The 12,820-nt window shown below is 64.4% G+C and carries 5 protein-coding genes; 4 read left to right on the forward strand and 1 reads right to left on the reverse strand.

The features are described 5' to 3' along the window. Positions 1-91 precede the first annotated feature (91 nt). The 4 genes from GGR61_RS05500 (at position 92) to GGR61_RS05515 (ending at position 7,634) form a co-directional block, all read left to right on the forward strand. Positions 92-4,183: a CHASE domain-containing protein gene (locus GGR61_RS05500; RefSeq protein WP_184620712.1), complete on the forward strand. Its 4,092-nt coding sequence runs from the start codon at positions 92-94 to the stop codon at positions 4,181-4,183. 31 nt (positions 4,184-4,214) lie between these two features. Next, a complete protein-coding gene (locus GGR61_RS05505) occupies positions 4,215-5,201 on the forward strand; it encodes an HD domain-containing phosphohydrolase (RefSeq protein ID WP_184620713.1) in 987 nt (328 codons plus the stop codon). 390 nt (positions 5,202-5,591) lie between these two features. Further along, positions 5,592-7,019: an MFS transporter gene (locus GGR61_RS05510; RefSeq protein WP_184620714.1), complete on the forward strand. Its 1,428-nt coding sequence runs from the start codon at positions 5,592-5,594 to the stop codon at positions 7,017-7,019. A gap of 78 nt (positions 7,020-7,097) precedes the next feature. Beyond that, complete coding sequence (locus GGR61_RS05515; RefSeq protein WP_184620715.1) at positions 7,098-7,634, forward strand: hypothetical protein; 537 nt, start codon at positions 7,098-7,100, stop codon at positions 7,632-7,634. A gap of 166 nt (positions 7,635-7,800) precedes the next feature. On the opposite strand, the gene GGR61_RS05520 is transcribed toward GGR61_RS05515, so the two are convergent. Then, positions 7,801-12,810 (reverse strand): NAD-glutamate dehydrogenase domain-containing protein, encoded by a 5,010-nt coding sequence (locus GGR61_RS05520; protein WP_184620716.1) that lies wholly within the window; start codon positions 12,808-12,810, stop codon positions 7,801-7,803. Positions 12,811-12,820: the final 10 nt, after the last annotated feature.

Below are 12,820 nucleotides of genomic sequence, written 5' to 3' on the forward strand. Positions count from 1 at the left end.
GCAACCGGATGATCGTCACGCGGCACCACGAGGTAGGCGTTACCGTCGACCAGCATCTTGAGCACGCAACAGGCAAGGCAAAGGAAACGAAATGCCGCATGGCCGCTGGGATCTGCGCAGGAAATACGGGCGCCGCGCGTTTATCAGCGCACTGCTGATTCTCGCTGCAGGCCTGATCGCTTCCATCGTCACCGCAGTATCGCTGCAACGGCATAACGACCTGGAGCGTACGCAACGTTTCGATTATGTCGTGCGTGCGCTGACGCGCAATATCAGCGAGCGCATGTATACCTTCGAGCACGGCCTGCGCGGTGCGCGCGGCGCTGTGATCGGCGCAGGTAGCGGGATCATCAGTCGAGATCGCTTCACCTTGTACAGCCGCTCGCGGGATTATTCGCGCGAATTTCCCGGCGTGTTGGGGTATGGCTATATCCATCGTGTTCGGCCCGCCGAAGAAGCCGCCTTTCTGCAGGCCGCCCGTGCCGATGGCGCGCCAGACATTCACCGGCGTCCGCTGGCGCCATGGGATGGCGAGCGCTACATGGTGCTGTATTTCGAACCGGAGTCATCCGGAAACCGTCCACTCGGAATCGATATCGCATCCGAACCCCGTCGCCGCGCCGCCGCCTTGCAGGCCTCGCGCAGCGGCGAGCCGGTGATGACCTCGCCGGTCTCGCTTTCCGGCTACCGGATTCCTTCCGAAAGCGGCTTTCTGGTGTTGCTGCCGGTCTATCGCGAAGGCATGCCGCTGCAGACGCCGCAGCAGCGCATGGAAGCGACCAATGGCTGGGTGTACGCGCCTTTCAGCGTCGAACAGATGGTGCAGAGCGCGCTGGGCGAGCGCGATGACGTGGCACTGGATCTGTCCGACCGGAACGAGCCCACCCACAATTTCTATCGCAGCGGCACGCCGGCCAGCGAAAGTGCGCGGCATCTTCCGGTCGTGCGCCTGCTATCGATCTACGGCCGCACCTGGATCATCACCGCGCAGCCCACCGCCAGTTTCCTTGGCTCGCTCAACCAGACCTCACCATGGCTGATGGGCGGTCTGGTAATGGCGGTATCGGTGTTGCTGGCGACCTTGCTGGTGCTGTATTTCAGCAACGGATTGCGGCGCGAGGAAGTGCTGCGCAAGCAGATGGAGCTGGCCGCCCTGGTCGGCAACTCGAGCGAGGCGATCGTCGCCGAAACCCCGGATGGGCGGATCACCCACTGGAATCCCGCCGCCGAGGCGATGTTCGGCTTCACCGCCAAGGAAGCCATCGGACAGAACCTGACGCGACTGCTGTCGCCGCAACCGTATGCGATGCCGGAGATCGACCCCACCGATGCACAGCCGGCCAACGCCTCGGTCGCGCACAGCATGCGTCATCGCGATGGGCATCACGTCCACGTGCTGGCCAGCAAGGCGCCGATCATCGAAAGCGAAGGCACGCTCGGCGGCCACTCGCACTTCTTCCGCGACATCTCCGAGCGCGTGCGCTCGCATCAGCGCATCGTCGATCTCAACGCTTCGCTCGAACATCAGGTAGCCGAGCGCACCAGCGAACTGGTGAAGTTCTCGGCGCTGCAACGCGCGATCCTGGCGCATGCCGGCTACGCCATCATCGCCACCGACTCCAGCGGCTTTGTCACCCTGTTCAATCCTGCTGCAGAAAAGCTGTTGGGTTACAGCACCGAGGACGTCATCGGCCGCCGCAAGGCCAGCCAGTTCGTCGAACCGGAGGAATTGCAGGAGCGCGCGCACATGCTCTCCGAGCAGACCGGTACACCGGTGGCACCCACGCTCGAGGCGGTTGCCGCGCTGACCAGCCTCGGCCGCAGCGACACCAACGAGTGGACCTATGTCAGCCACGATGGTCGTCGCCTGCCGGTGCTACTGACGCTGAGCACCTTGCGCGACGACAACGACCAGGTGATCGGCTACCTGGGCGTCGCGGTGGATCTGACCGAACAGAAGCTGCACGAAAAACAGCTGCGCCTGGCGATGGATGCGGCCAAGAGCGCCAACCAGTCCAAGTCCGATTTCCTGGCCAACATGAGCCACGAGATCCGCACGCCGATGAACGCGATTCTGGGCATGCTGTATCTGCTCCAGCGCAGCGAGCTGCCCGCCGCCGCGCAGGACATGGTGACCAAGATCGATCGCTCGGCGCGCACGCTGCTGGAGATCATCAACGACATCCTGGACTTCTCCAAGATCGAGGCCGGGCGCATCGATCTGGAATGTGCGCCGTTCGACCTCAATCAATTGTTCGACAACATCGCCGACCTGATGCGCTCCTCGCTGAGCGCCAAGCCGGTGGAAATGATCGTCGAGCCGCTGCCGCGCGATTGCCGCTGGTTGCTCGGCGATGCATTGCGCATCAACCAGGTGCTGGTCAACCTGGTCGGCAATGCCATCAAGTTCACCGAGCAGGGCGAAGTGGTGCTGTCGGTACGGCGCTTCCCCAGCGGCGACCCGAACAAGCTCAAGCTGCTGTTCTCGGTACGCGACACCGGCATCGGTATTTCCAAGGAAAAGCAGAGCCTGATCTTCTCGCCGTTTCTGCAGGCAGACACCTCCACCAGCCGGCGTTATGGCGGCAGCGGTCTGGGACTGACCATCAGCCGGCGCCTGATCGAATTGATGGGCGGCGAGCTGGAAGTGGAAAGCGTGCCCGGCCGCGGGAGCGAGTTCTATTTCGTGGTGACGCTGGAAAAATCCGCCGTCCCGCAGACGCAGCACGAGCCGCCCGTGCTATCGCCCGAAGCGATGCCGCGCGTGTTGATCGCCGACGATCACGACGCGGCGTTGAACAATCTGGCGCGTATCGCCAGCGAGCTCGGCTGGCGCGTGGAAGCGGTGTCCAGCGGCCAGGCCGCCCTGGAAGCGATCGAGCAGGCCAGCGAGCCATACGACATTTTTCTGCTCGACTGGCGCATGCCCGACATCGATGGCGTGGCCATCGCGCGCCATGTCCGCGCGCGCGCCGCACCCGGCCCGCATCCGGTGATCGTGATGGTCACCGCGTACGAGCGCCGGCTGCTGGAGCAGAACCCCGAGCAACAGGATCTGGATGCGGTGATGACCAAGCCGGTGACCAGTGCGGCGCTGCACCGGCTGGTGGAGCAGCTGTTCGACGACCGCCCTGGCGCACGCCCGGCAACGCCCTCGTTTGTCGCGCGCCGGCTGGAAGGTGCGCATCTATTGCTGGTGGACGACAGCGACATCAATTGCGAGGTGGCGCAGCGCATTCTCGAAGGCGAAGGCGCGATGGTCACCGTTGCCCATGACGGCGAGCAGGCAGTGGACACGCTCAAGCGCGCGCCGGGGCTGTTCCATCTGGTGCTGATGGACGTGCAGATGCCGGTGGTGGACGGCTACGAGGCCACGCGACGGCTGCGTCAGAACCCTGCCCTGGCCAATCTGCCGGTGATCGCGCTGACCGCCGGCGCGTTCCGCCCGCAACAGGAAAAAGCGCTGGAAGCCGGCATGAACGGATTTATTGCCAAGCCGTTCAACGTCGAAGAACTGGTCACTGCGATTCGCCACTTCCTGCAACCGGGCGTGCGCCGCATCCCCTCGCTGCCGCACGAGGGCGCAACCGAGACCGGCCCGGCATGGGACCACGCCGACCCGGACGTGCTGGACGCCGCGCGTGCTCGCAGCCTGTGGCGTGAGCGCGAGCCCTACGCGCGATACCTGCGCAAGTTGCTGCGCGACAACCCTGACCCGGCCGCGCTGGCTGCCGAGCATCTGCGCAACAACGACCTGGCCGCCCTCGGTGCGATGGCGCACAAGCTGCGCGGCGCCGCCGGATCGCTGGCGCTGCCGGCGTTGGGCGGAGCTGCCGGCGAGCTGGAAATGCGTATCGATGAAGGTCACGACATCACCGCCTCGCTGATCGCGCTCAAAGACACCATGCAACGGACCGTCGAGGCCATCCACGCGTTCCTGCAAGGCAGCGATGGCGACGATGCAGTGGAACACGAAGGCCTCGCGCTGGACGAAGACAGCGCGGAGATTCTCGAAGCCGCCCTGGCCAGCGACGATGCCGACCAGATCGACCACGCGCTGCTGATTTGCGCCCCCCGTCTGCCGCACACGCTGCAGGAAGAACTGCAACGCGCGGTCGAAGATTTCGACTTCCGTCGTGCCGAAGCCACCTTGCGCGACTGGCAAGCCACTCACCCGCGCTGAGCGATCCGCGTCTGTCTGCAAGGATGCCCCCATGCTGTCCCGCCCCCTGCTCTGCGTCGACGACGAATCCAGCAACCTGGCAACGCTGCGCCAGCTGCTGCGTGAGGATTTCCCGCTGGTCTTCGCAAAGTCCGGCAGCGAAGCGCTGGATGCGGTGGCACGGCACGCGCCGGTGCTGATCCTGCTGGATGTCGGGTTGCCGGACATGGATGGCTACGCTGTGGCGCGTGCGCTGAAGCAGCAGCCGTCCAGCAGCGCCATCCCGATCCTGTTCGTGACCTCGCGCAACAGCGAACACGACGAACGCGCCGGGCTGGAGGCGGGCGCGGCCGATTACGTCAGCAGGCCCTACTCGCCCGCCCTGCTCAAGGCGCGCATCGCCACCCAACTGAAGCTGGCCGAAAACGCACGCCTGGCGCAGCAATACCGCGATGCGATCCATTTGCTCGGCACCGCCGGCCAGGGCCAGGACGCCGACACCGCTGCGCATATCTGGCGCATGGCCGGCTATGCGCGCGTGCTGGCCGAGGCGGTGGGGTGGTCGCCACAGTGCGCGCAGATGCTGCAGGACGCCGCGCCCCTGCACGACGCCGGCAAGATCGCAGTGCCCGGCAACATCCTGCACAAGCCCGACTCGCTGGACGAACACGAACGCTCGGTGGTGCGACAGCATCCTCAGGTCGGCCACGATCTGCTGCGGCACGGGCGCGGCGCAGTCTTCCAGCTGGCGGCGGAGATCGCGCTGCATCACCACGAATGCTGGGACGGCAGCGGCTACCCGCAGGGCCTGGCCGGCGATGCCATACCGGAATCGGCGCGCATCGTGGCCGTGGCCGATGTCTTCGACGCCCTGTGCGGGCGGCGTGCGTACAAGGCGCCATGGACGGTGGACGATGCCATCCGCAAGCTCGACAGCATGGCCGGCAAGCAACTGGAACCGCGCCTGGTGCAGCATTTTCGCCAGGCCTTGCCGCAGCTTCTGCAGATCAAGGACGCCTGGGATAGCCCTGCCGCGTAGTGCCGAACCGAAAGCGACCAACGGCAGCGGACACAACAATGACCCTGGGTTTGTCGGGCAGATGCAAGTGTGCGCAATAGGCACAACGGCCTGTGCTCTTTTACCGAGCGAAGCGAGTGCGCAGCGCCGGATGCGGGTACCGCCAGTCCGTGCACCGTCACCGCGTCCTGCGCATCCTCAGGCGCCCTTGCAGCAGATCGCCGCTGATTGATCCACCACATCCAGACCATTGGCTCTACCGCAAGACACACGCAGTGTTGCCGCCATGCGCTTGAACCGCGCTTGCTGCATGCGGACAATATGCATGTTGCGCCGCACAACATCGTGCGACGCGGGCCGATGCTGTTGCCGTGCGGGCATGGCTGCGTCGGCCCCGCAACCGAGAGTCCGATGTCCTCCAGTGTGCCCGAGGCCGGCGTCACGCCGCCGCGTTATCCCGATTACCGCATCATCTCGCTGATCCTGGCCTGCGCCATTTTCATGGAGCAGATGGATGCCACCGTGCTGGCGACCGCACTTCCCACCCTGGCGCGCGATTTCGGCGTCGCCGCGCCGGCCATGAGCATCGCCATGACCAGCTATCTGCTGGCGCTGGCGGTGCTGATCCCGGCCAGCGGCGCCATCGCCGACCGCTTCGGCCTGCGCCGCGTCTTCGGCGCATCGATCTGGGTGTTCGTCGGCGGCTCGATCCTGTGCTCGCTGGCCGACAGCCTGCCCACCATGGTTGCCGCGCGCGTGCTGCAAGGCACCGGTGGCGCGATGATGGCACCGCTCGGCCGGCTGATTCTGCTGCGCACCGTCGAGCGCCGCCACCTGGTGTCGGCGATGGCCTGGACGCTGGTACCGGCCTTTATCGGCCCGATGCTCGGCCCACCGTTGGGCGGATTTTTCGTCTCGTATCTGGACTGGCGCTGGATCTTCTACATCAACGTGCCGATCGGCATCGCCGGTTTTCTGCTGGTGCGCCGATTCATCCCGGATATCCCCACCGAATCGGCCCCGGCACGCTTCGATCTGCGCGGCTTCGTGCTGTGCGGCACCGCGTTGGGCTGCCTGTTGTTCGGCCTGGAAATGGTCAGCCAGCAGGATGGTCTCGGCACGGCGAGCTGGTTGCTGGCCATCGGCGGCGGCGCCGCGCTGGGGTATCTGTGGCATGCGCGCCACCACCCTGCGCCGCTGCTGGATCTGAGCTTGCTGTGCATCGATTCGTTCCGGCTGTCGGTGATTGGCGGCGCGCTGATGCGCATCACCCAGGGCGCGCAACCGTTCCTGCTGCCGCTGCTGTTCCAGATCGGCTTCGGCATGAGCGCCGCGCACAGCGGGCGCCTGATTCTGGCCACGGCGCTGGGCGCGCTGCTGATGCGCAGCATCACCCCGCAGTTGCTGCGCCGCTTCGGCTACCGCAACAGCCTGATCGGCAACGGCGTGCTCGCCAGCCTCGGCTACATGGTGTGCGCGCTGTTCCGGCCCGGCTGGCCACCGGCACTGATGTTCGGCCTGCTGCTGTGCTGCGGCGCCTTCATGTCGTTCCAGTTCGCCGCCTACAACACCATCGCCTACGAAAACGTCCCGTCCGCGCGCATGAGCCGCGCCAGTAGCCTGTACACCACCATGCAGCAACTCATGCTGTCGGTGGGTGTGTGCGCCGGCGCGATGATCCTCAAACTGGCGATGCTGGCCGGCGATCACGCACAGCCGGCACAACGCGATTTCTCGCTGGCGTTCTGCGTGGTTAGCCTGATTTCGCTCAGCGCCACCTGGTGGCACCTACGCTTCGACAAGCATGCCGGGCAGGAGATGAGCGGGCATCGGGCCTAGGCATTCCGCCGGCAAGTCCGCAATCAAAACCGCGCATACGCCCCAATGAGCCGGCTTGAAACTCCGGTAATATCGAGTATGAAAATTTTTATATACATCGACTCATGCGCCTGGAATTACATTGTCGAGCATGGGATAGATCTTGAAGAAGAGCTACCCGCGCAACGCTACCAGCTATGCGTAACCCCCGAGATCGACAATGAGCTGGCAGCGATTCCCAACCAAAAAAGCGAGCTGAAAAATTCGATCCAGAAAATCAGAGAGCGGAACTCTGTAAATATCACTCGCTCTTTCGGATTCGTAGCACCCTACGTAGGCTTCGGACAAGGCAGTTTTCAGTCTCCATCAGAAAAGGAGTGGCACAAAAACTATTACCGAGCAGATCCACCACGCAGCCTCAAAGGCTCGGGCCTACCAAGTGGAGTGACCGATGCAGACCTAGCTAGGCGATCGAGTGATACAGTCGTTCTCACTGCAGAAAGCGCACGAAAGTCAGGCCCTCTTAAATCTGCGGCGAATGAAGGTAAGCTCGTAATATTCTTAGGTACGGACTTTAAACCTGGTGACATGAGCCTCGGGAAATACATCGAGCACAGACTGAAAACACTGACGTAAAGCTGCACTCTTCGCCGTTACTGATTACTTTAGATGGCTAGCACGCGCTTGGCTCGGCGTATGAAAGATGGCGCCGCACAAAAAGGGCGCCAAAGGCGGCATTTTTCAAGACACCGTGACCAACGCGGTGACGAAGCTTAGCTTCGCCACCGCGTTGCCGTACCGCTTACATCCCGTGTGCAGCCAGCTGCCCCAACCGCTGCACCGCAACCGACACGGTCGGGTAGTCGAGCGTCTTCTGCTCGGCCACGTCGGCGAGCATCGCCAGGGTGAAGCGCAGGCTGGAATCGTCGCGTGCCAGCCACTTGGCTACCTTGTCCTCGGCACTGCTGCCGGACATGCTCAGCACCTGGCCTACCAGCGCACGCTGATGCGCGGCCAGTTCATCACGCAATACGCCGCGTGCCACGGCGTGCCAGCGGCCGTTGACCTCCAGCGCGTCGATCTGCTCGAACAGCCACGGCAGGCGCAGCGCTTCGCCCAGACGGAAATGCACCTTGGACACGTCCACCGGCTTGAGCTTGCGGGTACGTGCGGTTTCGATGATGTCGAACGCAGGCTCCAGATACCGCAGCTCGCACAACTGCTGCGCCAGCGCCGGGGTCAGGCCCTTTTCCTGCCATTCCTTGACGCTGCCTTCGTACTGCGGACGTTGCGCATCCGACAGCACGCCGGAGGCGACACGGATGTCGTTGAACGGGCCGTGGTAACGCTCCACCGCCGCAGTGATGCCCGGCATCTGGCCCGGACGCAACAGCAGCCAGCGCACGAACGAACGTTGCAGGCGCCAGATCACTTCCAGTGCATCGATCTGCACCGATTCTGGCACCTTGCCGTCCAATGCATCGATCTGCGTCCACAGCGCGCGCGCATCCAGCGTTTCGCGGCTGATGGTGTAGGCCTTGGCAACCTCGGCGATGCTGCGGCCGGTGTCTTCCTGCATGCGCATCAGGAAGGTGGCGCCCATGCGGTTGATGGTGGTATTGGTCACCGCCGTGGCGATGATTTCGCGCTTGAGGCGGTGACGCTCCATCGCATCGGCATACTTCTTCTGTAACGGTTGCGGGAAGTAGCGTTGCAATTCCTTGGACAGGTACGGGTCTTCCGGGATATCCGATTCCACCAGCTGCTGGAACGCCACCAGCTTGGAATACGACAGCAGCACCGACAGTTCCGGACGCGTCATGCCCTGTCCGCGCGCCTTGCGTGCGGACAGTTCGGCATCGGACGGCAGGTATTCGATCTGGCGATCGAGCAGGCCCTGCAATTCCAGCGTGCGGATGAAGTGCTGCTTGGAGCCGAGGCGCTTGACGCTCATCCGCTCCATCAGGCTGATCGCCTGGTTCTGGCGGTAGTTGTCCCACAGCACCAGGTCGGCCACTTCGTCGGTCATCGACGCCAGCAGTTTGTTGCGCGCGTCGTAGGTGAGCTTCTTGGCCTGCACCATGTCGTTGAGCAGGATCTTGATGTTCACCTCGTGATCGGAGGTGTCCACGCCGGCCGAGTTGTCGATGAAGTCGGTGTTGAGCAGCACGCCGGTCTGCGCGGCTTCGATACGACCGAGCTGGGTCAGGCCCAGATTGCCGCCCTCGCCCACCACCTTGCAGCGCAGTTCGCCGCCATTGACGCGCAGGCCGTTGTTGGCGCGATCGCCCACATCGGTGTGCGACTCGCTGGAGGCCTTGACGTAGGTGCCGATGCCGCCGTTCCAGAACAGATCCACCGGGGCCTTGAGGATGGCGTTCATCAGTTCGTTGGGCGAAAGCTGCTTGACGTTGGATTCCAGGCCCAATACCTCGCGCACCGGCGCACTGATGTCGATGGACTTGAGCGTGCGCGGATAGATGCCGCCGCCAGCGCTGATCAGCTTGGCGTCGTAATCGGCCCAGCTGGAACGCGGCAGCTTGAACAGGCGCTCGCGCTCGGCGAACGAGGCGGCCGCATCCGGGTTCGGGTCGAGAAAGATATGCCGATGGTCGAACGCGGCCAGCAAACGGATATGCCGCGACAACAGCATGCCGTTGCCGAACACGTCGCCAGACATGTCGCCGATGCCGACCACGCTGAAATCCTCGCTCTGGCAATCGCGCCCCATTGCGCGGAAGTGGCGCTTGACCGACTCCCACGCGCCGCGCGCGGTGATGCCCATGCCCTTGTGGTCGTAGCCCACCGAACCGCCGGAAGCGAACGCATCGCCCAGCCAGAAGCCGTGGTCCAGCGCCAGCCCGTTGGCGATGTCGGAGAACGTGGCAGTGCCCTTGTCGGCGGCAACCACCAGATACGGGTCGTCGTGATCGTGACGCACCACCTGCGGCGGCGGCACGATCTTGCCGCCGACGATGTTGTCGGTGATATCGAGCAGCCCCTGGATGAACAGCTTGTAGCAGGCGATGCCCTCGGCCTGGATCGCGTCACGGTCGCCGCCCACCGGCGAACGCTTGACGTAGAAACCGCCCTTGGCGCCGACCGGCACGATGACGGTGTTCTTGACCATCTGCGCCTTGACCAGACCCAACACCTCGGTGCGGAAGTCTTCGCGGCGATCGGACCAACGCAGCCCGCCACGCGCCACCGCGCCGAAGCGCAGATGCACGCCTTCCACACGCGGGCTGTAGACGAAGATTTCGCGGTACGGACGCGGCTTGGGCAGGTCCGGCACGATCGCCGAATCCAGCTTGAAGCTGATGCAATGCCCGTACTTGCCGCTCTTGTCGGTCTGGTAATAGCTGGTGCGCAGGGTGGCGTCGATCACGCCGATGAAGCTGCGCAGGATGCGATCCTCGTCGAGGCTGGAAACGCGATCCATCAACTTCAATAGCGCGGTGCGGGTCGCCTCCTGCTGCGCGTCGCGATCGCCGCCACGCGCCTGCAACACCGACTCCAGCGCCTTGAGCGTGGCTTCGTCGCCGCCGGCCAGTGCCGACAGCTCTTCGCGCAGGCGTTCCTGTCCGGCGAAGATCTGCGCCTTGGTCTCGCTACCGGTGGCCGGGTCGAAGCGCGCTTCGAACAGCTCCACCAGCAAACGTGCCAGCAGCGGATAACGGGTGAACGTGGTTTCGACATACGCCTGCGAGAACGGCACACCGGTCTGCAGCAGATACTTGCAATAGCCGCGCAACAGCGCGACCTGGCGCCAATGCAGGCCGGCAGCCAGGATCAGGCGGTTGAAGCCGTCGTTCTCGGCATCGCCGCTCCAGATGCGCTCGAACGCTTCGCCGAAGCCGGCATCGGCATGGGCGGCGTTGATCTTGCCGGCGGTCGATTCGACTTCGAAATCCTGGATATAGACCGGCGTCTCGCCCACCTGCAGCCGGTACGGCCGCTCGGAGATCACCCGCAGGCCCATGTTTTCCATCATCGGCATCGCATCCGACAACGGGATGTCGTCCAGCTGACGGTACAGCTTCAGGCGCAGGCCTTCGCCGGCATCGAGCCGCACACCGTCGTCGCGGCGGATCTCCTGCAGGCTCAGATGCAGATCGTCCGGGCCATCCAGCGCGGCCAGATGTTCGACATCGGACACCGCCGATTCGATCGACGATTCTTCGATGTAACCGGCCGGCAAGGCGCGACCGAAATTGGCCGCCATGCGCAGGCCATTGGCCTCGCCATGCCGCGCCACCAGCGCTTCGCGCAGGGCATCGCGCCAGTTGCGCAGCAGATGCGCCAGCCGCGCCTCGAGTTCGGTGGTGTTGAATTCCAGCGCCTCGCCACTCTTGGGCCGCACGATCAGGTGCAGCTGCGCCAGCGGCGACTCGCCCAGCACCACGCTGGAATCGATGTATTCGCCGTGCAGCGCTTCCTTGAGCAAGGCTTCGATGCGCAGGCGCACATCGGTGTTGAAGCGCTCGCGCGGGATATAGACCAGGGCGGAGATGAAGCGGCTGTACTTGTCGCGGCGCAGGAACATGCGGCTACGCACACGCTCCTGCAGCCCGAGGATGCCGATCGCGGTGCGATACAGCTCTTCTTCGTTGGACTGGAACAGCTCTTCGCGCGGCAGCGTCTCGAGGATATGCCGCAGGGCCTTGCCGCTGTGGCTGCTCGGGGTCAGCCCGGACTTGCTCATCACGTATTCGTGGCGCTGACGCACCAGCGGGATTTCCCACGGACGGCGGTTGTAGGCGCTGGAGGTGAACAGGCCCAGGAAGCGCTGCTCGCCGACGATACGGCCCTTGGCATCGAATTCCAGGATGCCGATGTAATCCATGTAGCCGACCCGGTGCACCCGCGAGCGCGCATTGGTCTTGGTCAGGATCAGCGCATCCTTGAGCTTGTCCGAGGTGTTCAGGCCGTGCGCCGCCAGCGTGGTCACCGGGCGCGCCGGCGAGGTGTCGTGGCCGCGCATCAGACCCAGGCCGGTTTCTTCCACCGGCGCCAGCACCGCCTGGCCGTCCTGCTTCTCCACGCGGTATTCGCGATAACCGAAGAAGGTGAAGTGGTCGGCCGCCGCCCAGCGCAGGAATTCCTGCGCCTCATGGCGGCTGATGTCGTCCATCGGCAGCCGGCGGGTGGCCAGGTCGTCGGCCAGCATCACCATCTTTTCGCGCATCGCCGCCCAGTCGTGCACGATCGCGCGCACTTCGGCCAGCACCTTGCGAATGGCCGCTTCCACCTTGGGCATTTCTTCCGGCGGCTGGCGATCGATCTCCAGCACCATCAGCGATTCGCTCTTGCCCTCGCCCACTGCGGTCAGCTTGCCGGACTTGTCGCGCGCGATACGCAGCACCGGGTGGCCGAGCACATGGACGCCGATACCCAGGTCCGCCAAGGTCATGCTCACCGAGTCCACCAGGAACGGCATGTCGTCGTTGACGATCTGCAGCAGCGTGTGCGGCGACTCGTAGCCGTGGCTCTTCAGGGTCGGGTTGAACACCCGCACATTGACCGTGGCGGCCTTGCGCGTACGCGCAAATTCCAGCATGTCGGCCGCCAGCGCTGCCCACTGCTCTGGCGGGTGGTTGGGGAACTCGTCCTCCTCCATGCGCCGGTAGAAACCGGCTGCAAACAGCTGCACTTCGGACTGCCTGGCAGCCGGATAACGCTTGCGCAATGCGGCAAGCACCGGCTCCAGGGTGACTGCCTGCGGCGCGGTGGCGAGCACGGGGACGGCACGTTCGGCGACCGGTTTGACCGACGTCGTGGACGATTTCGAAGCGGCTTTCTTGGCTGTCATGAGTAGAGCT

This window comes from Xanthomonas sp. 3058 (assembly GCF_014199765.1).
Classification (GTDB): Bacteria; Pseudomonadota; Gammaproteobacteria; order Xanthomonadales; family Xanthomonadaceae; genus Xanthomonas; species Xanthomonas campestris_B.